Origin of the sequence: Paenarthrobacter sp. YIM B13468 (assembly GCF_042788025.1) — a bacterium.
Lineage (GTDB): Bacteria > Actinomycetota > Actinomycetes > Actinomycetales > Micrococcaceae > Arthrobacter > Arthrobacter aromaticivorans.
In genome coordinates, this window is sequence record NZ_JBHZPI010000011.1 from 41,126 (window position 1) to 64,116 (window position 22,991).

Here is a 22,991-nt window from a genome sequence, read left to right on the forward strand (position 1 = left end):
CTGCCGCGAAGAATGCGGATCAGTGGCCCGTTGGGCCCGTAATTCAGTTGGTTGTAACTGAGGCCCGACGTATCCGGATTGCCATGTACTCGCGCCCGGGCAGCTCCACTTTTATCCGGCCTTCAGCCGCATCGGGCATCGTGGTGATTTCCATGTTCCAGGTATCGATGACGTCGACGTGCCACTGCCATCCCGCGGGAAGCAAGACGGAGCGGAAGCCGGGCCGGCCCATGCCCAGGTAGATGATCCGATGGTCATCGTCGCCGCCAGTGCGGGAATCCCAGTCCCCAGGCAGCGGATCCCACCGTCCGGTGGGCGCTTCGGCAATGAGGCGACGCAGAAATCCTATCCGCTCCGGTGACTGGCCTTTGAGAATGCCGCCCTTGGCCCACCAGATAACGTCTTCCTCGTCGAGGTATGTTTCGCCGTGGTTGACGTAGCCACCCCTTACAGCTCCTTCCCAGCAGCGACGGATCAGTTCCTGGGGGCTGATATTTCCCCATCCTTCGGCGACGTCGCCTTCATAGCCGACTTCGTCGATAACGACAGGTTTGCCCCACTTTTCACGCCACACGTCCGTGTTCTCGGCCGTAAGGTAGTTGTCCGTTCGCTGAATGCTGCAGTGGGTAATCCAAGGCCTTGAATAGTCGTAGAACCTGGTCCCGTTGTGAATGGACAGAAGATGTCCGGTGTGGTCCTCTTCCCCCACTATTGCGGCGAACCGTTCCCAATCCTGCTCAGTCTTGGTTTGCATGAAGTCGTACTCGTTTGCCAGTGACCACCAGACGTTGCGGGTTGCTCCCAGGCGCCGAACGACATATCGCAGGTAGAGGTCATCCGCCCATGACGGCATGGCTGAGAACCCCCACCTGTCATAAGGGTGGAAGAGGATCAGGTCTGCTTCTATCCCCAGCGCTTGAAGATCGTTAATTCGATGTTCGAGGTTGTGGAAGAAAGCGAGGTTGAACCGGCTGAAATCCCAGCTGCCATCAGGGTTCTTCTCGAAGGCGTAGTTCTCGGGCTCATTCGCGTTGTACGAGTATGACTTCGGGAACACGCACATGCGGATTTTTGTAAAAGGGCTTTCCGCAAGCGTATGCAGAGTTTGATCCTGTAATTCCGCGCTTTGGTTGGTCCAGGCGTAGGCGGTGGTTCCCAAAGGCAGATATGGTGTGCCGTCTGCGTACGCAAAGTGGAACGTGTCACGAACCCGCACAGGGCCCCGGTTGCCTTCCTCCGGCCCCGTGGCTTCGACGGTGCCCGTGGCTCCGTCGAGCTCATCGGCGTTGGACCGCACAGTGAATTCCCAGAGACCAGGCCTTGGAGGCATGAACCGTATGCGATACAGACCTTCCCCGTCGTAGAAACCTCCAACTCGCACTGCGTCATTGCCGGAGCGGAACCTAGCTTCCAGTTCAACGTCCGTGAACGGATTTCCGGTTGAGGGCCCGTCCAGAACAATCTCAGCGACTCCCCATTGCTGGGATCGGATGGCAATGCTCGTGACAGGATGCTGCGCATGGCGGCTTGATTGCACCCCGGTTGAAGTCCGAGGCGCGGGGCGCTGAAGTGCGGCGCTCCTTCGGGGAGACGATTCGACGGCGGCCATATCCGCCCATAGCTCGGTGAGGTCAGGCGTCTGCTCGCCCACTCCACGGGCCCAATGGGCCACTTCGTCCAGTGTTGCCAAGGGACTGAGGGACCAGTCGTTCCACGTAGCGAAACCCGGCAGGTGGTTGTCCAACACGCGGGCGGCGTTGGGATCGGCCAGGATGTCTACGAGCGGTGCTTCTTTCGTGAAAGGCATGGAAAAGTTTCCTACGTTTGTGGAGTGTATGGGGTGTAACGCATCGACAGGAAGGTCCCCTGGCCCTGAGAGCCTTGAATGGCCAGCATGCGTCCGGTGAAACCGGACGCAACCTCCGTGGACAAATAGCGGCCGTCGAACCGGCCCAGCAGGTGCTCACGACCCTCTTGAACAACAGACAGCACGATCTCGTCGGGACCTCCATGCCCCAACGGGACTGGCGGTGATAATGGCGGCGCACTCTCAATACGCAGGGTGGTTTCCGCTCCAGCTTCAGTTGAGCCCAGTTCGTGGTGGATCCCACCAAGGTGAACCCAGCCGCTGACGCGTCCGGCTTCGACCGTCAGTCCATAGCAGTTGCGGTCGTCGATACGTAGGAGAAAGCTTCCTGAGCCGGAGATTACGGTCTCGGCACTCCATCTCAGGTCGCGCACCCTGGCGCAAAGAAGCCCCATAGATCCGTCCGCCAACCTCGAGAGCCCAATACCGCCGTCGGGCGCTTTGGACACAATGCTTTCGGGCTCGCCCGAGGGAACCACCCAGCGCTGGTGGAGGCGCGCATCAGAGAAATCATCCGAGAAGGCTGTGTCAACAGCGGGGACACAGAAGCGATCCTCGTCGAAGACCGGCCACCCGCCCATCCAATCGATGCCTGCGACGAACGTTTCGCGGCCCAGGACATGAAATCCAGGCGTGGATCCGCGTGGCCGGACGCCAAGGTACACGGCAGCCCAAGCGCCTTCGGGCGTCTGGACAAGGTCAGCGTGACCGACGTTCTGGACGGGGTCGATAGAGCTGCGGTGCGTGAAAATCGGGTTATTCGGACAAGCTTCAAAAGGCCCCGAAGGATGCAGGCTGCGTGCAGCCGTTACGCAGTGGCCCCGCTCGGTGCCTCCCTCCGCCAGAAGGAGGTACCAGTAACTGCCGTTTCGGTAGAGGTGGGGGGCCTCGACGGCACCCATTCCGCTACCTTGCCATATCGGATACGGCGCATCGCGGAGCTTTCCGGTGCTCGCATCAAGACGTGCTTGCAGGATACCGATTTCACCCTCGGTGAAGCTCATGGCCTTCCAGCTCAGGTAACAGTCGCCGTTCTCGTCCCAGCACAGGTCCGGGTCGATGCCGATCGCTTCGCCGATGAACACCGGGTCGCTCCATGGCCCTGCCGGGTCTGTTGCCTGGACCAACACCTGCCCGGCACCGTAATCGCTGACATTGGTGGTGATGAACCAAAAAATCCCGTCGTGCTCCCGAAGGGTGGACCCATAGATGCCGGTCGAAGGACGCGGGTCCCCCAGACGGAACTGGCTACGGCGGTCAAGGATGTGGCCTTGCTGGGTCCAGTTCACCAAGTCGGTGCTGTGGAAGATGGGCGCACCGGGAAAGTACTCGAAGCTGGACGTCGACAGGTAGTAGTCATCCCCCACCCTGCAGATGGTCGGGTCCGGGTAGAACCCGCTCAGAATCGGCTGAGTGGCAGAATTCGTCATCTGCTTGCCGTCCGCGCCCGTCAGCGTTGACGTAGCTGTCATGACGTAGAGCCTTTCAGGATTTGCTCTACTTTTTCGCGCAGGGGAACGCTACGGCTGATCCACGGTTCGGGAGCCAGAGCATATCCCAGGTTGCCGACGGGTTCGTCCAGATACCTGGCGAGTTTGTCAGCGGTCTGGGCCTCACCCTCGGGGGCAATGCCTGTTTCGACCGCGGCGTCAACCACGGCCGACCAGGTGAGCGGTTGACGATCCAGGAGTTCGCGGATGGTGAGGGCGTTGCCCTCATCGATGTTCGGAGTGGGATCGGCAACGGTCCACGTGTGGGTTCCATGCGGAACCGCCTCGGGTACCTTGGTGCCGGGGACATGAACGACGGCGGTAGTACCGACCGGCACGGCAACGTCGAGGATCAGTTTTCCCCCTACCCGCCGCCACTGAACCGATGCTTCACCATAAGGAGTGAGGTGCCTTGCAGCTGCCGAGGTGAGGGCCGCCGTCGCGCGTGGTTGGACAATGATCCGTCGGTACCCCGGCGCGGCAGGTGCCAGTCCGGCGACGGTCCGGTGAAGCCAGTCCGCCACCGCCCCCAGCGCGTAATGGTTGAACGAGGTCATACCGCCAGGATTGACGCTGCCATCAGGTCGCAGGCTGTCCCACCGTTCCCAGACGGTGGTGGCACCCATCGTGACGGGGTAAAGCCAGGACGGGCACCCGGTTTGGAGGAGCAAACGGTAGGCAACGTCCACTTCACCGGCGTCCGTCAGGGCATCACAAACGAGCGGTGTGCCAACGAAACCGGTACTGATCCGGAATCCACTGACACGAACCAGATCCGCGAGCCGGCGCCCCGCCTCTTGACGCTGGTCTTCACTGGGCAGCAGGGCCCATTCGAGGGCCATTGCATACGCCGTTTGGGTGTCGGAAAGGATCCTGCCTGAAGGGGTCACGTAGGAGCGGGCAAAAGCGGCGCGCACCTCTTCGGCGAGCTTGTGATAACTGGCGGAGTCCTCGTCGTGACCGAGCACGGCGGCGGTGTTAGCCAGTACCTCTGCAGAACGCGCCAAGTGCGCCGTAGCAACGACATCCGGATCCGTTTTGGCCCGCGCCGCGTCTTCCGGAGGGGCGCTGGGATCGAGCCAATCTCCGTATTGAAAACCACCTGTCCACAACATGTCATCACCGGCCAGTGAGGCAACCTTATCGACATATTTGCATGCACTCGAATACTGCTGTTCGAGGATCAGGCGGTTGCCTGTCCTTTGGTACAACGTCCACGGAATGAGTACAGCCGCATCTCCCCAGGCAGCCGTTGGGGTGTTCGTGAAATCCGAGTGGATGACGTCCGGGACAACGTGAGGTACGGAACCGTCCGGGAGCTGCTCCGCGGCAAGGTCGCGGAGCCAGGACCCAAGGAACCCGCCAACGTCGTAAAGGAACGACGCTGTGGGAGCGAAGATTTGGATGTCGCCAGTCCATCCAAGCCTTTCGTCACGTTGGGGACAGTCAGTTGGCACATCGACAAAGTTTCCGCGGATGCTCCAGTTGACGTTCTCGTGGAACCTATTTAGCAGCTCGTTCGAGGACGAGAACCAGCCGATGCGTTTCAGGTCCGAACCGATGACGACGGCCTCAATATCATCGACTTTCAGGTCCGGGACGCCGCTGACTTGGGCGTAGCGGAAGCCGTGCAGGGTCAAAGAGGGTTCCAGCGTTTCTTCCGCAGCCCCTGCCACTACGAAGGTGTCGGTGGCTTTCGCCGTACGCAACGGCTCGGTGCAGAGCTCGTCGTTTTCAAGAACTTCGGCGTGCTGGATGACCACTTCGCTGCCCTCCGGCAGGCCGTGGGTCCGAAGCCGGACCCATCCAACGAGGTTCTGCCCGAAGTCGACCAGCGTCTTTCCGGAACGCGAAGTGAAGACGGACACTGCCGGGAGCACCTCGGTTGGACGGATCGCCGGGCCTTCGGGGGCAACGAGCAGAGAATGATCCGCTGAAATGACTTCTACAGCGCTGCGGGGAACGACGGTGACTGCTTGGTCGCGCAGGTCGGTGCTCTGGCCGTCGTAAAGATCGTCGGCGAGGATATTGCTGTTGTGGGCAGTCCAGGAACCGTCGGACAGCAGGACGTGGACGCCGCCGTCCGCTGTGGAGACTTCCAGTTGTGCCAGGACGGCGAGGCGCTCGCCATAGATGGCGCTCTTGTTTTCGAAGCCCAGCCGCCCACGGTACCAGCCGTTGCCCAGCAGCATGTCCAGGTTGTTCGAGCCTTTGCGCAGCAGCGACGTGACGTCATAAGTCTGGTAGCGAAGACGGTTCTCGTACGAGGTCCAGCCCGGCGCCAGCACAGTGTCGTCGATACGCTGACCGTTCACGGTGGGGATGTAGATACCGTGGGCCGTGGCGTACAGACGTGCCCTGGTGATATCTGCAGGCAGGTTCACGACGCCCGAGAGGATGGGTGCGGGCATCCCGTTCGCGCCTATTTCAACGGGGCTGACGAAGTTAGCCCGCCAGTCCGATGGATTGAGCAGACCGGTTTCGGCCGTTGAGGCTTCGCTCCAGTCACTCCAATCCTCGCCATCGCTGACGCGTACCCGAACGACTGCGGACTCCCTGGACCTCAGCTCCGGCGCAGGCCATGGGACCAGCACCTGGTCGTTGCTCTGGACACGGTAGACCTCTGCTCCTTCACCGCGGGTGACCTCGACTTCGTAGGCGGACTGTGTGTATCCGGCATCGGCGACAGGCACAAACCAAGACAGTCGCGGGGTTCCTGTACCCAGTCCAATAACGGGTGAGGTTTCAGTTCGTTGTTCAAAGCGAAGGCCTTGGGGAGCGGCAGCGTATGCCATCAGTGTCTCCAGACGGTGTTGTATCGGGCGCTGGTCCCTATGACGAAGGGTCAGCTGATTAAGCGAGAGGGTCAGAGCTGTGCAGGCGCGCCTCTGGGAAATTCCGCGGCTTTTTCAGCTGCAAGGAACTGGAGGCGGGCGGCTCGGCGTTCGCGTTGCTTTTTCGGGTCTGCCACTGGCGCTGCCATTTGCAGGCTGCGGGTGTACTCGTGGCGTGGTGCACGGGCAACCTGATCAGCTTCGCCGATTTCAACCACCGATCCCTGATACAGCACGGCGATTCGGTCGCTGATGGAGTTCACGACTCCCAGGTCGTGGCTGATGAACAAGTACGCAACCCCGGTCTTTTCCTGCAATTCCTTGAACAGGGTAAGAACACGGGCCTGAGTGGTAACGTCCAGTGCGCTAGTGGGTTCGTCGCAGATGATGACAGAAGGATCCAGAGCCAGTGCCCGTGCGATGGCAATACGCTGGCGCTGCCCACCGGAGAACTCTTTCGGGTAACGGCTGCCCGAGTCGCTGGGCAAGCCAACAGAATCGAGCAGCTCCCTCACCCGCTGGCGGCCACCGGCGGCACCGGCGGCGGCCATGGGCTCCACCAGGATGTCCTCGACCGTCATGGACGGGTTCAACGACGAGTAAGGGTCTTGGAAGACCACTTGGATACCGAGGGCCACCTTCCGCCGCTGGGAGCGGGAGATGTTGCTGATGGTGTCGCCACGGAACTTGATGGAACCTTCAGTGACGGGTGCGAGCCCGAGAATGGCGCGGCCAATGGTTGTCTTGCCTGATCCGGATTCACCTACCAGGCTCAAAGTTTCGCCGGCGTTCAGTTCCAGGCTCACATTATCGATGACCTTCTTGGAAAGCCCGCCCCGCCCCGTATAGGTCACCACGAGATTTTCGACCTGAAGTATGGGAGTAGTCATGCTTTACGCCTCCATCAGTTCTACGCTGCGCGAGGATTCCAGCAGCACTTTTGTGTAATCCTGTTTGGGGTCGCTGAACAAGGATTCGACGTCGTTTCGTTCTACGATCCGCCCGTTCTTCATGACACTTACGGTGTCGCAAAGATCTGCGACCACACCCAGGTTGTGGGTGACAAGGATCATGGCCAGGCCGCGTTCGGTGCTGAGCTCGCGGAGGAGTTCAAGGACCTCCGCCTGCACGGTGACATCGAGGGCTGTGGTTGGTTCATCGGCCACGATCAGGTCGGGGTCCCCGGCAACGGCACCGCAGATCAGGACTCGCTGTGCCATCCCTCCGGATATTTCGTGCGGGTAGAGGCGCATGACGTTTTCGGGGTTGCGGATGCCAACGCGTGTCAAAAGTGCGATCAGCTGTGCTTTGGCTTGCTTGTCGCTGATCTTCTTGACGGCCCGGAGACCGTAGACGAGCTGGGCGCCGATAGTGAATGAGGGGTCCAGATTGGACATGGGCTCCTGCGGGATATAACCGATGCGCCGGCCGCGCGCGTTCTTGAGTGCTTTGTCATCCGCCAGTAGGTCTTCGCCCTCCAGATAGATGCTGCCGCCGAGGACGAGGGCTTCCTTGGGGAGGATGCCGAGCGTTGAGAAGGCCATCTGGGATTTCCCGGATCCTGACTCGCCAACGAGTCCGTGGATTTCACCGCGGCGAACGTCCAGGTCGACCCCGTGTACGACTGTGCGGACGCGGTCCGGGCCGTCCGGGTAGCCCACCTTCAACCCACGGATGGATAGGAGTGCTTCTTCAGATTTGGCCGGGGAGGACGTTGTGCGCGCCGTCTGGGCTCCGTTTAGCAGTGCACGTCGGCGGGACCTCTTCAAGGTTTTATTGTGGGCCGAGGATTGTAGGACATCGCGCAGCACATTCCCCAAAAGAACGAGGGCAAGAATGGTGAGGCTGATCAGCAGAGCCGGCCACAGCACACCAAACCTGTTGTTGTAGATGTTGCTGTTCGCGTTATCCAGAATGCCACCCCAGGACGGCTGTTCCGGATCGCCGAGCCCGAGGAATTCCAACCCGGCCTGTATGGCGATGCCTGCCGCTGCGACGAAGGAACTCTGGATGACGACCGGGGCCCTGACGGCCCACAGCACGTGACGCCCAATGATGCGTTGATCAGAGAGTCCGACAACTTTGGCCGCATCGATGTATAGCTCCGTCCGGACGCCGAGAACGACCGAGCGGACCAGGCGGTAATACGTCGGGGCGACCAGGACACCGAAGACTGCCATGGCAACCATGACGTTGGGCCCGGTAAGCGTAAACAGGGCAATCAGCAGGACGATGCTGGGCAGCGACATGATGAGGTCCGTGATGAAGCCGGCGACGGCTTCGAACCTGCCCCGGTAGAAGCCGGAAAGGAGGCCGGTGGTAACGCCCAGTAGAACGGATATCACCAAGACCAGCACCGATCCCAGCAGTGTCCCATTGGTCCCCCACATGAGCTGGGAGAGGATGTCACGGCCGGCGCGGTCGGCACCGAGCAGGTGTCCTTCCGAGAAGGGCGCGGCGTTCACGGCGTTCAGGTCTGCTTGGTTAGGCTGGTAAGGAGCCAGCAGGGGGCTGAGTACTCCGAACAGGATGACCAGCAGCAGAAAGACGATGCAGATCATGCCCTGCGGGTTGGTCAGCAGTCTTCGCAGGACGGAGCGGCCCTTAGCTGGAACCGCTGCGGCAGTATCTATCATGGTCGCGTCGGCGCTCATCGCGTCCTCGCTTTCGGGTTCAACACGGAGTTGGCGAGATCGCCGAGGAAGTTCACGCACAACACGATGATGATGGTCACCACGACAGATCCCATCACCATGGGCACGTCAGCTTGCTGAGCGGACTGAACAGTCATCTGCCCCATACCGGGAAGAGCCATGACCTGTTCGACGAAGATTGCTCCGCCGAGGAGCCCCAGTGTTTGAAGGCTCAGGACGGTCAGGCCCGGCCCTCCGGCGTTTCTAAGAACGTGCCTGAAAACCACGTGCGACTCTTTGAGTCCCCGTGCCCGCAGCGTTCGGACGAAGTCCTTGGAGAGGGCATCCAGGACAGCGCCACGGAACTGGCTGGCGGCGCTGGCTACCGACCCTATCAGCAGGGCTACAACCGGGAGTGTTATGGAGAGTATCCACCCGGTGAAGCTACGGTCAGGGGAAACATAACCCGTCGCCGGGAACATGCGGACGGATATTGCGAACGTGAAAACCAGGGCAATGGCAATGATGAACGGCGGCACTGCCGCACCCAGAACAGAGATGAACTGTAATACCTTATCCAGCCAGCCGCCGTAGACGGCTGCTGCCACGCCCAAAAGGACACTAAGAATCAAGGTGAAGATCAGGGTAAGAATGATCAGGGTTAGCGTCACCGGCACCCTCGTCGAAAGAGCGGACGTCACAGTTTGTCCCGTGAAGAACGATTCGCCGAGGTTGCCGGTGACCGCATGGACCAGCCAGTCGCCGAACTGCACAAGCAATGGGCGATCGAGGCCAAGATCGACCACTTTGCGTTGAACATCAGCCTCTGTTGCCTGGTAGCCCAGGATAGCCCTGGCAGTGCCCGTGCCGTTGCCAAACATGAGACAGAACGCTGCAAAGCTGACAAGGAAGAGGATCGCCGCGGAGCGGAGAAGGCGTTTGAGTAGAGATAACATCATCGTGGTCGCTGGGTCTCTTATGTTCGGTTACTTGAAGTCGCGCAGGAGCGGGTGCAGACCGGAGAAGTCGCTTGACTCCTGGACGTCAACCTTGGGATTGGACGCGTAGAAGCGGTCCATGAAGGCCATAGGAACGAACCAGGCCTGCTCGGTGACGTACTTGTTCAGGTCCTGCTCAGCCTGCTTGCGTTCGGTTTCGGAGCCGGTCAAGACCGTGTTCCAAAGCGCGTCAACCTTGGCATCCGGCTGGTGCGAAACGTTCCAGATGCCGTCCTTAAGGATGTAGTCGCTGATGTCCTGAAGGGATTCGCCATAGTTGCCCAGCTGCCACAGCGGTACTGGGAACTTGCCGCTGAGAAGCTCCGAGATGGCGTTCGGTCCGGACAGCGCAACCTGTTCGACCTTGATGTTGATCTGTGCCAGCTGCTGGGTGATGTACGGCATCAGGGTCTCGTGGCCCTGACCGGTCATGGTTGGGATCTGCAACGTGAACCCGTCGGCGTATCCGGCCTTGGCCATCAGCTTCTTGGCTTCGTCAACGTTGAAAGGGTACGGGTCCTTCATGTCAGGGATGTACGCGTCGCTTCCTTCACGGAAGATCTGGTAGGCCGGCGATGCATGCCCCAAGTAAAGCTTCTGGGAGATCGCGTCACGGTCGAAGACCATGTTCATGGCCTTGCGGACATCCAGGTTTCCCAGTGCCGGGATCTTCTCGCCGAGGTGGTCGGTGATCAGCAGGCGCGTGGTGCTGCTGCCCTTCAGCGTCTGAATGTTCTCACCAGCACCCTTTGCTTCCTCAAGCGTTGCTGAGGAAACGATAGTGCCATCGATCTGCTCGGTCTTCAGGGCGTTGACCGCCGCTGTCTCATCTTCCAGGACCTTCAGGACAAGCTTCTTGTACGGGAAACGGCTGCTGTCCCAGAACGAGTCGTTCTTGGTGAAGGTGTAGACGGAGCCGCGGGTGGTGTTGGCAACATCCAGGGTGTAGGGACCGGAACCGACTGGCGCATCAAACTTCTTGCTTTGGATGGATGCAGGGGTAGCGATCTTGGACTCGCACATGCGCAGGGCCAGAAGCGGATTCGGGGCAGGCCAGGAGATGGCTACAGTCTGCGTGTCGGGGGTCGTGACGGTGATTCCGGCCCAGCGGCTAGAGGCTCCACCGGCCGTGGCATAGTACTCAGCGTTAGCCTTCACCGCGGCAGCATCAACGGCGGTTCCGTCCGAGAATTTCACACCGTCGCGGACGTGGAGCGTAGCCGTCTTCTGATCGGCGCTGAATTCCCATTTGTCGGCCAGAGATGCCTCCGGCTTGCCGTTCTTGTCGCATCGCAGCAGGGAATCCCATACGGCGTCTGCGCTCCACCCCTGATAGCTGGGCTGAACATGCGGGTCCCAGCCCTGAATGTCAGCGGTCATACCGAGGGTCAGGATGTCTTTGCTGGTCGAACTTCCATTCGTACCGCCCGCCTGGCCACCGCTCGTGCAGCCTGTCAAGGCTACAAGCCCCACGGCCAAGGGTGCCGCAAGGGCGACTAGGGCACGTCGTCGTGTGCGTCGCATGAATAACTCCTTTGTTGTTGAGGGCAGGAACGCTGCCAGCAACGGCCGCCAAATTCTCTAGTCGGTGACATGGAACCCAAAGCGTGCAACGTTGTCCGTAAGAACAGTAAGCCAGACTCCTGAGACCGTCAAGAGACTTTTATTGTTCAACTCACAGCAATACCTTCAGAAGCCTTTGGGGGCGCCGATTTTTGATTTTTTGCCTCCTGATGCACCGACCATCGACTGCCAAGCTTGTCTGCCTATAGTGCAACGTTGTCCGACGCGATACACTGGCCTAGCTATGAACTCAGACAGGAGGGGTCGAGGGTGACACCCAAACAAACCACATCCCCGGAAAAACCACGCCGGGCAACTCTTCAAGACGTTGCCAGCGAAGCAGGCGTGTCGTTCTCCGCGGTGTCAAAAGTCATCCGGGGCGCCTCCGGGGTTAGTCCGCAAATGCGGGAGCGCGTCACGGCTGCCATCGACAAGCTGGGTTATCGGCCGCACGCCGGCGCCAGGGCAATGCGTGGAAAGTCGTACACGATCGGGGTCATGATCGTGGAAATGAGTTCGCCGTTCCAGCCTGAAGTGGTTCAGGGAATTACCGACGCCCTTGAGGGTACGCCCTACCAAGAGGTACTCATCGCGGGCGGGCTCTCCCCCGCCCGGCAGAAGCGAAGTATAGAAGCACTGATGGACCGGCAGGTGGACGGTCTCATTATTGTCGCCCCCTGGATGGAGGCAGACTGGCTTGAGGAGCTGGGCGCCAAAATCCCGACAGTGGTTGTGGCACGGCATGGCACTGCCGCCAATTTTGACACCGTCGTTGACGACGAGTACCAGGGGGCCCGGCTGATGGTTGACCATTTAGTCTCCCTCGGCCATGAAAGAATCGTCCATACGAGCATGCCTTCTGGTGGGCTGGAGCCCTTCGTTTTGTCGCATACTGCCCGTAGGCATGGCTACGAACAAGCCATGACGCGCCACGGACTTGTCCCGAAGGTCGTGGAAACCACCTACTCGGAAATCGGCGGCTACGAGGCAGCGATCCAGGCGTTCTCTGGAGATGACCGCCCCACCGCAATTTTCGCCGGAGCCGACATCGCGGCGCTCGGTGTCCTGCGCGCCGCCGAAGAGCGGGGACTTCGGGTCCCGGAGGATCTCACTGTTGCCGGGTACGACAACATCTACGTTTCCGCCATCGGTCGGATCTCGCTAACTACCGTGGATCAATCCGGGCAGCTCACGGGAGCCAACAGCACCAGGCTCCTCCTCGAGCGCATCGGAGGCAGGACCCAACCGGCGCACTACGTGATTGCACCCCAATTGGTACCCCGCAAAACGAGCGCGGCGCCCGGACTCGTGGATCAAGCCACGCCGATTTCGGTTCAGCACTGAACGGATTTTGTCACCCATGCCGGCCTCCTTACACGATTCGAAGCAACGGCGACCGACCCTATACGACGTGGCCTCAGTTGCAGGCGTGTCACACCAGACGGTTTCCCGATACATCAAGGGCGGCAGCGCCCTCCGGCCGGCCACTGCAGAGCGAGTCGCAAAAGCATTGGCGGAGCTCCACTACACTCCAAATCTCGCCGCCCGTGCGCTCCGGTCAGGAGAGCCCGACAAGATATTTGTCGTTGTTCCGGAACACTCGATTCATGTCCCACCCAAAATGATCTCCGGCGCAAAAGCTGCCGCGCAGGCCCATGGATACCGCGTGGAGACTGTCATCCTGGACCGACATCCTGAGGCTGCAGACTCGCAATTCCGCCGGTTGCTCTCCGGTGGGGACGTCGCCGGAGTCCTTTCCTTCGCGCCATCGCCAAGGTCTGTCTCCGACCCGTTAGTTAGCCAACCACCACTGGTTGTAGCCGGCGACGATGACGACGTACTGCCCGCACGAGGCACCCTTGCCGATGGCTCACCTATCGGAGCCATCGTGCGGCACCTTGCCTCGCTGGGTCATAGCGACTTCTTCCATGTTGCTGGCCCATACGATTGGACCGCGGCCCGTAGACGCGCCGCCGCCTACTCCGAGGCCATCATCGAAGTTGGCGCAACCTCCCATGGCATCGAGTCCGGCGACTGGACCCTGGGTTCCGGCTACGCGGCCGGCAAACGCATCGCCGCCCTTGAGCAGGTCACAGCCGTTGTCGCCGCCAATGACCAGATGGCAATCGGCGTGATCCGGGCACTCCATGACAGTGGTTTCAAAGTCCCCGAGGACATCAGCGTTGTCGGCTGGGATGACATGGAAGAGTCTTCCTTCCTCGTCCCGTCACTTTCCACGGTTCGTATGGATCAGGCAGCCGTGGGTGCCAGAAGCATGATGGGCCTCATCCGACAAACCCGGAACCCACCCAAAGCGCCATTAGCCGCCGCGTTGGACACCCAGATCATACGGCGTGAATCCATCGCTCCTGCCAGGAAACGAAGGCCCAAACGCCACGGCACCTAAGCAGCCGGGACCGACGCGACACCACCAAACCTGATCGCCCTCCCCCGTCACCTGCCCAACAGAGCATGCTGCCGCCGTCGAGCATTACATCCAGACCCTCCTCAGCCGACCACCTGCCACGGCCCGGTTCTCCGTGACATTTGGACGTTTAAAATCCATAGCACTTGTTTCCTTGACAGAGCCTTCCTTCGGCTCTAAGTTTGTTGCAACCGATCTCAGCAACCGATCTCACTATAGATTTTCATAAATGCAACCGATCTCAGAGGAGAGACTCGATGACCAACCGGTTCCTCCCTACCGACGGTGGCCCGCGTCCAGTAGGCGTCGTTTGAGCACGGCTCGCTCCCGCATTAGCAACTCAGTCCACAGGAGAAATTCATGATCAACAAGCGATGGGGCTTGGCACTCGTCACAGCCGTCGTAGCCGGCCTTGCCCTCAGTGGCTGCTCCCCCTCAGCATCGGAGCCCAAAGGGCCCGTGACGCTGAACTATTGGGACTTCCTTGATCCCAGCCAAAATAACCCACGCTCAAAGGCTCTCAAGGAAAACATTGCCAAGTTTGAGGCGGCCAATCCGGACATCAAGATCAACCTCTCCGTTGTTTCGCTGGGCGATATGTTGAACCGGCTCCCGCAAGCTGCGGCAGCCGGTCAGGCTCCTGACGTCTTCAAGATGTTCACTCCAGTCGTTCCCCAGATGGCCTCCGCCGGCGTCTACTCCCCGCTGCCTGATGCTGCTTCAAAGGTCACCGACTGGCTGCGTCCAACGGACACTCTCGCTGGTCCGGACGGCAAGACTGTTGCGGTGCCGTACGAATACCGAACCTGCGCCCTCTACTACAACCAAAAGATCCTTGACCAGATCGGTGCGACCGTTCCCACCACGTACGACCAGGTTGTCCAGGTTGCCCAAAAGGCTGCTGCCGCTGGATACACCGGCTTCGGGACCGGTTTCTCGGACACGGACAACTCAGCCATCATCAGCACTTTCTTCAATTGCTTCATGTCGCAGGTTGACCAGGAAATCTGGAACAAAGATGGACAAGCTGATTTCGCCACGGCCAAAGGCAACGAGTTTGGCAACTTCCTGGCCAAGCTCAGGGACGCAAAGGCGCTGGGTAGCAACGTCGTCTCAGACACGTACGGCACCGTAGCTGACGGTATGGCGAGCGGCACGGTCGCCATGGCGGTTTTGGGCACGGAACGAGCGGTTTCCTTCGGCACGCAGAACAAGGACCTCAAGTGGACGGCCTTGCCGAAAGCAAGCACCGGAGACACGACGGGCACCACCATCGGGTGGACCCTGGGCATAGGCAATGGCAGCAAGAACACCGAGGCCGCCTGGAAGTTTATCGAGTACATGACCGGGCCGGAAGCCGGTGCCCTCATGGCAACGGGTGGTGAGGTACCCACCCGCGCAGCCACCTACCAGCAACCGTTCTTCTCCACCCCTGAGGCAAAGACCGTCAACGACATCGCAGCCTACGTCAAGACCAACAGTGAGCCACGCACATATTCCAACACGTGGACCGCCCTTGCCACGGGCCTCTCCCAAGCCGGGCAGAAACTGACTCTCAACGGCTCATCAGGCAACGACTTTATCCGTTCCGCGCAGGATGCGGCCAACAAGAAATAGCCGCCCGATATCAGGGGAGCCTGAGAAATCAGGCTCCCCTGGGAAGGAACAGATAATGTCAACAGAAAGCCCCACCCGCAGCCCACGCAAGACCGCGGCTTCCCCCTCAGGCACCCCAACTGTTCGCCGCATCCGTAGGGACCGCATGGTATGGCTTTACGTGGTCCCGGTCAGCGCCGTCTTCCTCTTTGTTTTTGTGGGGCCACTCATCTACACAGCATGGACGGCCCTCCACGAGACGACTTATTACCAGATCGGCAAATTCTCCGGCCTGAATTCCTTCGTCCGGCTGTTCTCAGACTCCGACCTGCCGAGCCGCATTTGGACGACCCTGGTATTTTCGCTCGGTGCCTTGGCCATTGCCTTGCCGGCCGGGCTTCTGTCGGCGATCGTGCTGAACAACCTCCACCGCTTCAAGCGCTCCGTCCGGAGCCTCTTCCTGCTGCCATGGCTGATGTCACAGGCCACAGCCGGAACAATCTGGCTTTGGTTCCTCAACCCCAACTACGGTCCAGCCTCCGCCATCACCAAGTCCCTCGGGTTCGGTCCCACCGATGTCTTCTCATCACCTGCCAGTGCGCTTGTTGCAGTAACTCTGATGACGGCCTGGTGGTCGTACCCGCAAGCCATGCTCCTCTTCCTGGGCGCCCTTCAAACGATTCCTGAAGAGCTCCGCGAAAGCCTCAAAGTCGACGGTGGCGGAGCCTGGCACGGATTTGTGAACATCACGCTCCCCTACTTGCGCAACACCATCGTCTCCGTCGTGGTAGTTCTCCTCATGCTCTATGTGCAGATGGTCACCATCATCCTGGTCACCACACGAGGAGGCCCCATCGGGTCTACGGAAACGTTGTCCATGCGCGTCTACAACCAGATGTTCGACAAGTTTGATCTATCCGGAGCTTCAGCAACGGCAATCCTGCTTTTCGCTGTAAACATCGTCCTGACTCTCGTCGCCATTCGCTTCCGACGGAAGGAAAGCCTGTGAGCATCACAACCCCCCGCCGCCAGCGACGCTTGGGCAGTTTCATGCGGGCAGTCCCTGCTTGGGCATACATCCTTCTCTCCGCCGCTGTGGTTCTGCCTCCCGTCGCATGGATTGTCTCCACATCGCTGAAGACCGCTTCGGGCACCCTGGAATTCCCACCAAGGTGGATACCTGCCCCCTTCTCCCCCGAGGGCTATGTTGGTCTCCTGACATCGACCAACATCCGCTTCTTCGTGAACTCCCTCATCTATGCCGGCGGCTCTATCCTCCTTGCACTGGCCATTTGTATCCCGGCGGCGTATGTAGCCACGAGGTACCGGAGCCGCCGCATGGAAACTTTGATGACCGGGATTCTGGTCCTGTCCATGGTCCCGGCGATCGTGGTATTTATCGCGCTGTACTCCATGTTCGTCAAGACCGCCTTGATCAACACCTACCCGATGCTGATCATCGTCTACACAGCGATCATCTGTGGACAAACCATCCTGTTTCTGCGCAATTTCATCGAGAACATACCGGTCGAAATCGAGGAAGCGGCGGCAATCGATGGCTGCTCCCGTTTGCAGATCCTGTGGCGCATCATCCTCCCACTCATCCGCCCCGGTATCGCTGCCGTAGCCATCTTCATCTTCGTTTTCGTTTGGAACGACTTCCTTGTGGGCACCGTCCTTGCCACCACAGAAGATATGAAGACCGTTCAGAACGGCATAGTGCGATACATAACCACCGGCTTCGGTAGCTTCTGGGGACTCTTCGCCGCATTCATCGTGGTTGCGTTCATCCCCGTTCTCTCAATCTTCCTGGCGTTCCAGCGCTGGTTTGTTGCCGGCATGACGTCCGGCGGTGTCAAGGGGTAGCTGAAGCAACCGTTCAGCCGCAAGGTCCGACAACTCAACAAGCAGGCCCCGTAACCGCCTCCAGCGGTTACGGGGCCTGCGGTGTTGCTGATGATTCCGAAGTGAGTGACTTATGAGTCTTCGCTCGAGCGCCAGTCGGGTGACTGAATCAGCTCTACGCGATTTCCGTCCGGATCGAGGAGGTAAACCAGCCACCCGCCTGCGATGGGACCTGAAGTCGGTGCAACGGGTTCGGACACCGCGCTGTAACCAAGCGCTGTTATCCTGGCGTACACCTCTCGCACGTCGATATCTGTGAAGGCAAGGTGAGCCGTGCCCGGTTGCGCCTCTGATGGATTGACAGCCGGCAGTAGAGGCTCAGCATGGGCGAGTTCCAGCCGAAAGGATCCGTCACCGGCAGTGAGCATCATTGCCTTGACCTTGACGTTAGGACGGCCGTAAAGTTCGCCGACGTAGGGGCCCGACGTCCACTCATTCAAACGCGTAAAGCCCAGCCCTTTCTCGTAGAACCGGGCGCTGCGCTCGAGGTCCGCAACGTGCAGAGCAGTGTGGTGATGTCGCATGATGTGTCAGCTTCCTATTCCCAAATGTGCTCCGCCGGCCACATCGAGGGACACTCCCGTGATGTAACGGTTGTCGGGGTCGGACAGGAACAGGATGGCGCGGGCAACTTCTTCGGGCTCGGCAAAGCGACGCATCGGCAGTTGTGCTGCCCGCTTCGCACGGTTGGCGGCCGCGTCCGGGCCGGAGTCCCGGGCGAATTGTGCCCACATGGGTGTGTTCACGGGCCCTGGTGCGATCGCGTTCACGGAGATGCCGTCGGGTCCGAGCAATTCGGCAAAGGACCACATGATGTGAAGGACGGCGAGCTTGCTCGCGTTATAGGGCAGATAGTTGAGGCGTGCTTCTTTGGCCGCTACTGAGGACAGGACCACGATCGCGCCGGCTGTGCCTGTCTCAAGCATGGATTTCGAGGTCTCGCGTACCATCGTGAAAGTCGCCGTCGTGTTGATCCTCAGGATGGAGTCGAACTCTTCAGTGGTTGTGTCCATGATGTCCGGGGTGGGGCCGAGCACTCCGGCCGCGTGGACGAGGACATCTACGCGGCCGTACTTGGCTTGGATGTCCTGTATGACTGCTGCGCATTGCTCTTGCGCGGTGATGTCCAGGGGGTAGAACGCCTCCAGTGACTGGTCCTCCTTGGCGGAACGGTCGGCGCCGATAACGATTGCTCCTGCTGCTGTGAGTGCGCTGACCGCGGCGTCGCCGATTCCTCCGCTTGACCCGGTTACCAGAACCACCTGGTCTTTGAGGCTCATCGGTTCGCTCCGCTCTCGGCGCGGCTTAACAGCGGTGCTCCCATGGTCGGAGCGTGAGGTGCTTGCTTCATGGTCATTTCCTTACTCGATATTGCTCAGTCCGGGCGATTGCCGTTTGTTCGTGTTTGGTGCTGCTAGGGGCTTATCACCTCTTTGGCGCCAGAGGCTGCCCCTGCCCGGACTGCATCGGCGATTTCTGTGGCGCGGAGTGCCTGGGCGAATGTAACGGCAGGCGTTTCGCCCGTGTAGAACCTCAGCGCAGATTCTGCCTGCCGGAGGAATAGATCGGAGGGGGCAAAAGTCTTTTCGTACTGGCCGCCGTCACGGTCCCACATGCGAAGGGAATCGTTGGACCACAGGAACCGCCCCGCGGTGGCAAGGACATCGATGGTAAGGCTCCAATCGCCTTGATTCAGGCCCTGGGGCTCCTGCCAGGGCGACCAATAGCTCTGCATGGTGAACACCACTCCAGAGGGAAATTCCAGTGTGGAAACGACATGTTCCGGTACCGGAGACCCGTAGAGGCTGCTGCTGGCGCTGGTGGCCAGGACTTTCGGGGCACCCTCAAACCACGATGAGACCAGTTCGATGGCGTGAATGCCATTGACTACCGCGACGCCTCCCTCTTTCGGATCAGCACGCCATGAATCGACGTTCTGCTTATGGGCAACCGATCGAACATTGACGGCGATCACATTGTTGTCCCTGACCCACTGGGAGACGAGTGGAGCACACGGATGCTGGTGGAGTGTGTACCCCACCATGAGTCGTTCGTCCACTCCCGAGGCGGCGCCAAGAATGGCAGCACCTTCTGCGTCCGCCGCCACCGGCTTTTCCGTCAGCACCCGGAATCCCTTGTTCAGCAGATCCGCACAGATGGCCGGTTGCAGAGTTGTAGGTAAAGCCACAACCACCAGGTCCAGCTGATCAGAATGGAGCTTCTGGGCACCGGGCACCAAGAGTGCACCGAACTCCTGGGCCAAGGCCAACGCACGCTCGTCCTTGTCCACGAGGTGGGTGACATTGGCACCCGCATTGGCGAATGCCCGTGCATGCCGGGACCCGGCCCAGCCCGCCGCTCCGACCACCGCCACGCGCGGGGCCCGTGCCGCCGTCGTCATGAGACAGACCCCGCGAAGGCCCGACCGGGGGTGAAAGAGTTACTCATGAAATCTCTCCTTTGAGTGCATTCAATAAGCCAATGCGATCGGATTGATGGACCATCGGCATATCTTGGTGTCGTAAGAAAGGGGTGTTAGAGACCCTTTACTTTTGTTTTCGGAGCGGGCTTTGGAACCGGCAATTGATCTTCCAGCATGCGTGGCCTATTGACCATAATTGCCCCTGCCACAAGCACTACGAGCCAGGCACCGAGCATGCCGAACGAGGGCAGCCAGCCGTCCCTTGGACGGTGCAGGAGCGCGAAAAGGAATGGGCCTGCGCTTGCGAGTGCGTAGCCGGCTCCTTGGGCGAACGCGGATAAACTTCCTGAGCCGGATTGCGTGCGTGTTCGCTTATTGATAATGGTGAACGCAAAGGAATATGCGCCTTGGCCTAGTCCCGCCAAGACAACCCAAACCGCTGCAGTGGCTGGCGGAGCGAAGATGATGCCCCCGTACCCCATGGCAAAGGCGACGACAAACAGGATCGCCATAGGTAGGGGGCGGGGCATTCTTACGACAACCAGGGGCACAGTCAGGGCGACCGGCAACGCGAGGATCGAATAGAGAGCCAGCATGGAGCCAGCAGCTTCCTGTCCCATTCCCCTGTCGACGAGAACAACAGGAAGCCAAGCGAGCGCTGCAAAAGTATTGCTGGAGCAACCAGCAAAGATCAAGGCAGTGCCCCAGCCGATCGATGATCTCCAGGGTTTGACCAAGTTCGCAGGGGTCGACGGCCTATCGTTGGCTAGTGAGGTCCCGGAGTGGGCAACGGTCCGGTTGGCTAAACGAAGAAGAATCAGCCAAGGGATCGCGGCAAGCGTACTGAGGACAGCCCAAATTCCTGTGGAGAACCGCCACCCATGAAGATTTCCCAAAGGAATGGCAAATTGGGCGGCCACGGCCGTGCTGACACCTAGGAGCGTGACATGGAGCGCTGCGAGAATCCCGATTCTGTCGGGAAAGTACTTCATCAACACAGGCGGAGCCACGACATTGACCAGGCCAATCCCGAGCATGGCGATGCAGGTGAACACCAGGAATGCCAACACATTCCATCCCGCTGCGCGGCCGACCTGACCACATGTTGTCAGCAGGATGGCAATCAGTAGAAGGTGTTCGAGCTGGATACGCCGCAGGAGCGGCAACGCAAAGAAACCCATCACTGCGAAGGCGGCCGTCGGCAGCATCCCAAGGATCCCTGTGCTTACCGCGTCGAAGGGAAGGTCGGCGCTTATTTGGCCAAGGAGCGGGGACACTGCCGACACCGCTTCTCTGGCGCTGAAAGCCACCAGCAGGATGCCTGCAAGCGCAGTGAGACGCCCCCGGAATGGCCGTCTCTCTGCTGTTAGCTTGCGTTGACTGCGTGGCTGGCCCATTCCCGCCCGGCTTGTTCTTCTGTCGGTAAACCGGCGGCTGCGAGAATCTGGTCCAGCAGGCGCTGGGTGTGAACAGCTTCGCGGCCCGAGGTAAGCGGCTGTGCCCTGTCAGCGACCCGGTCCAGGAAGTGGTGAACGGCGGCAGAGAACCCGAGGGTGTCTGTCGCAGTGGCCCAGCCGTACGCTTCGGCGCTCAGCTCCCGCGATGTCGTGATGCCGTTGATGGTGGTGGACACCGCTTCAGGTGCCCTGACTTCGACGGATTTGCCGTCACCATAGGCGTCCAGCTTCTCGTTCCATGCCCCCGCTGTACGGGCGGCCATCAGGACGCCGGTGTTGCCGGTGCTGAAGCGGATGGTCGCTGCGACGCCGTCTTCTTCCCAGGGGTCCTCACCTGCGGCGTGGGCGGCGACCTGTTCTGGTTCGCCTCCGCAGTACCAGCGAAGGAGATCGACCATGTGAATTGCATTCTCGAATGTCGCCCGGTATTCGGATCCTGGGCGGTTCTTTTGAGCAACGCAGAAGGTAGCACCCTTGTCGCCAAAAGCTTCCCGGCCGGCCGTGTAGACGGGCGCATAACGGCGGTTGAAGTCAACCATCAGTATCCGTCCCCGCTCGTCGGCGAGATCTGCCAGGCGTTCTGCTTCACCGGTCGCTGGAGCCAGTGGCTTCTCGCAGAACACGTCCACGTCGCGGCTGAGGCAGAGCTGGACGGCATGGGCATGCTCGGATCGTGGCGTCAGCACGAAGACGGCATCCAGCTCCTGCGCAGCAAGCATGTCCTCCACCGATTTGTAGGCGGCGTTGAAGCCCCAGCGTCGGACCAGGCTGCTCGGATCTTCGCGCCGGGACACCAGAGCGGCCAATTCCACGTCGTCGCGTTGTACGAGGGTGGGCAGTTGGGCGATGGTGCCAATGTTACCGGCGCCGATGACGCCGACACGGAGGCGGTTGTTGTTCATCAGGCGTTCCTTACTTCAGCAAGATCGGTGAGCATTGAGCGCAGAACGGATACGGATTCCCTGAATCCGTCCTCGGGCGCGGGGAGGTCTTGAGGGTGCCAACGGTATTCGAGCTCGATGCTCAGCACATCGTCATAGCCGTGCTGCAGCAACGCAGCCAGGATCTGGGACCACGGAACGACGCCGCTTCCGACGACGCGTGAACGGACTGCCCGCTCTGAGGCGTTGACCCTGGCTGTTTCTGTGGCGCGGAAGGCCGCGTTGGGATCTGTGAAGACAAGATCCTTCACGTGGACGTGACCGATAAGGTCGCCTTGGACGGCGAAGGCCTGTTCGTAGGTTTCATCGTGCGTGAATGTCAGGTTCGCCTGATCATAGAGGACGCGAACGGCCGGATGGGCTATTTCCCGGACAAGGGCAGCGGTGTCCGCTGCGGTCTGGGTCATGGTGCCGAAGTGGTTTTCCACGCATAGGCGAACACCGGCCTGGCCTGCTTCGGGTGCAAGGGTCTCCAACGCCCTACGCAGTTGTCCCCACCGCGCATCGTGGTCGTTGTCCCCGGGGTGCCACGAGCCAGCATAGACACGGACCCGGTCGGCGCCAAGCAGGTGTGCGGTTTCTATGGCGCCACGGAATTCATCGACAGCTGTGCGCCATTCAGCGTCGTCGAGGGAGTTGATGGCGGTTGTGTAGGGCGTCAGACCTACGATGGGAAGCCCTGCGTTTTCAGCCGCTTTCAGTGCCTCCATCGCGGCACGACGGTCACCTAAAGGCAATCCGGATTTGTAGTCATTCTGGTAGATGACTTCGGCGGCATCGAGCCCTGCGGCTCGGAATAGATCAATTGCTTGGGGAACCGTGTGGTCCGGGGTGCCTAGTGTGTGACCGGCTAGCCGCAT

Annotated in this window: 18 protein-coding genes; 5 read left to right on the plus strand and 13 right to left on the minus strand. The window is 60.2% G+C overall.

Annotation, left to right across the window (positions count from 1 at the left end; all coding sequences use genetic code 11):
• Positions 1 to 43: 43 nt before the first annotated feature.
• The 7 genes from ACFX4T_RS12085 to ACFX4T_RS12115 all read right to left on the minus strand — a co-directional run bounded on the left by ACFX4T_RS12085 (position 44) and on the right by ACFX4T_RS12115 (position 11,346).
• The gene (locus tag ACFX4T_RS12085) at positions 44 to 1,807 is read right to left on the minus strand and encodes a DUF5605 domain-containing protein (RefSeq protein ID WP_377652094.1); all 1,764 of its coding nucleotides are present in this window, start codon (positions 1,805 to 1,807) and stop codon (positions 44 to 46) included.
• Positions 1,808 to 1,818: 11 nt separating this feature from the next.
• A complete protein-coding gene (locus ACFX4T_RS12090; RefSeq protein WP_377652095.1) occupies positions 1,819 to 3,339 on the minus strand; it encodes a glycoside hydrolase family 43 protein in 1,521 nt (506 codons plus the stop codon).
• Positions 3,336 to 6,152 (minus strand): family 78 glycoside hydrolase catalytic domain, encoded by a 2,817-nt coding sequence (locus ACFX4T_RS12095; RefSeq protein WP_377652096.1) that lies wholly within the window; start codon positions 6,150 to 6,152, stop codon positions 3,336 to 3,338. Before ACFX4T_RS12095 ends, ACFX4T_RS12090 begins: the two co-directional genes overlap by 4 nt.
• A gap of 71 nt (positions 6,153 to 6,223) precedes the next feature.
• Positions 6,224 to 7,081 carry an ATP-binding cassette domain-containing protein gene (locus ACFX4T_RS12100; protein ID WP_216923475.1) on the minus strand — a complete coding sequence of 286 codons (858 nt, stop codon included), beginning with the start codon at positions 7,079 to 7,081 and terminating at the stop codon, positions 6,224 to 6,226.
• Positions 7,082 to 7,084: 3 nt separating this feature from the next.
• Entirely contained in the window at positions 7,085 to 8,845 is a 1,761-nt protein-coding gene (locus ACFX4T_RS12105; RefSeq protein WP_377652097.1) for a dipeptide/oligopeptide/nickel ABC transporter permease/ATP-binding protein, read from the minus strand.
• Positions 8,842 to 9,783 carry an ABC transporter permease gene (locus ACFX4T_RS12110; RefSeq protein ID WP_377652098.1) on the minus strand — a complete coding sequence of 314 codons (942 nt, stop codon included), beginning with the start codon at positions 9,781 to 9,783 and terminating at the stop codon, positions 8,842 to 8,844. Before ACFX4T_RS12110 ends, ACFX4T_RS12105 begins: the two co-directional genes overlap by 4 nt.
• A gap of 27 nt (positions 9,784 to 9,810) precedes the next feature.
• Entirely contained in the window at positions 9,811 to 11,346 is a 1,536-nt protein-coding gene (locus ACFX4T_RS12115) for an ABC transporter substrate-binding protein (RefSeq protein WP_377652099.1), read from the minus strand.
• 309 nt (positions 11,347 to 11,655) lie between these two features.
• On the opposite strand from ACFX4T_RS12115, the gene ACFX4T_RS12120 reads away from it, so the two are divergent.
• The 5 genes from ACFX4T_RS12120 (at position 11,656) to ACFX4T_RS12140 (ending at position 17,272) form a co-directional block, all read left to right on the plus strand.
• Positions 11,656 to 12,729, plus strand: a complete 1,074-nt coding sequence (locus ACFX4T_RS12120; protein ID WP_377652100.1) for a LacI family DNA-binding transcriptional regulator — start codon at positions 11,656 to 11,658, stop codon at positions 12,727 to 12,729.
• Between the two features lie 67 nt (positions 12,730 to 12,796).
• The gene (locus tag ACFX4T_RS12125) at positions 12,797 to 13,792 is read left to right on the plus strand and encodes a LacI family DNA-binding transcriptional regulator (protein ID WP_377652101.1); all 996 of its coding nucleotides are present in this window, start codon (positions 12,797 to 12,799) and stop codon (positions 13,790 to 13,792) included.
• 378 nt (positions 13,793 to 14,170) lie between these two features.
• Positions 14,171 to 15,427 carry an ABC transporter substrate-binding protein gene (locus tag ACFX4T_RS12130; protein ID WP_216923465.1) on the plus strand — a complete coding sequence of 419 codons (1,257 nt, stop codon included), beginning with the start codon at positions 14,171 to 14,173 and terminating at the stop codon, positions 15,425 to 15,427.
• 55 nt (positions 15,428 to 15,482) lie between these two features.
• Positions 15,483 to 16,415 (plus strand): carbohydrate ABC transporter permease, encoded by a 933-nt coding sequence (locus ACFX4T_RS12135; RefSeq protein ID WP_254186094.1) that lies wholly within the window; start codon positions 15,483 to 15,485, stop codon positions 16,413 to 16,415.
• Complete coding sequence (locus tag ACFX4T_RS12140) at positions 16,412 to 17,272, plus strand: carbohydrate ABC transporter permease (protein WP_216923463.1); 861 nt, start codon at positions 16,412 to 16,414, stop codon at positions 17,270 to 17,272. Before ACFX4T_RS12135 ends, ACFX4T_RS12140 begins: the two co-directional genes overlap by 4 nt.
• 110 nt (positions 17,273 to 17,382) lie before the next feature.
• On the opposite strand, the gene ACFX4T_RS12145 is transcribed toward ACFX4T_RS12140, so the two are convergent.
• The 6 genes from ACFX4T_RS12145 to ACFX4T_RS12170 form a co-directional block, all read right to left on the minus strand.
• Positions 17,383 to 17,835 carry a VOC family protein gene (locus tag ACFX4T_RS12145; RefSeq protein ID WP_216923461.1) on the minus strand — a complete coding sequence of 151 codons (453 nt, stop codon included), beginning with the start codon at positions 17,833 to 17,835 and terminating at the stop codon, positions 17,383 to 17,385.
• A gap of 6 nt (positions 17,836 to 17,841) precedes the next feature.
• Positions 17,842 to 18,591, minus strand: a complete 750-nt coding sequence (locus ACFX4T_RS12150; RefSeq protein ID WP_216923459.1) for an SDR family NAD(P)-dependent oxidoreductase — start codon at positions 18,589 to 18,591, stop codon at positions 17,842 to 17,844.
• Positions 18,592 to 18,725: 134 nt separating this feature from the next.
• Complete coding sequence (locus tag ACFX4T_RS12155; RefSeq protein WP_377652102.1) at positions 18,726 to 19,712, minus strand: Gfo/Idh/MocA family protein; 987 nt, start codon at positions 19,710 to 19,712, stop codon at positions 18,726 to 18,728.
• 134 nt (positions 19,713 to 19,846) lie between these two features.
• Complete coding sequence (locus tag ACFX4T_RS12160; RefSeq protein WP_216923456.1) at positions 19,847 to 21,130, minus strand: CynX/NimT family MFS transporter; 1,284 nt, start codon at positions 21,128 to 21,130, stop codon at positions 19,847 to 19,849.
• Positions 21,100 to 22,092, minus strand: a complete 993-nt coding sequence (locus ACFX4T_RS12165; protein WP_377652103.1) for a Gfo/Idh/MocA family protein — start codon at positions 22,090 to 22,092, stop codon at positions 21,100 to 21,102. Before ACFX4T_RS12165 ends, ACFX4T_RS12160 begins: the two co-directional genes overlap by 31 nt.
• On the minus strand, positions 22,092 to 22,991 hold the full coding sequence (locus ACFX4T_RS12170) for a sugar phosphate isomerase/epimerase (protein WP_223949065.1): 900 nt from the start codon (positions 22,989 to 22,991) through the stop codon (positions 22,092 to 22,094). The genes ACFX4T_RS12165 and ACFX4T_RS12170 overlap by 1 nt, the downstream gene beginning before the upstream one ends.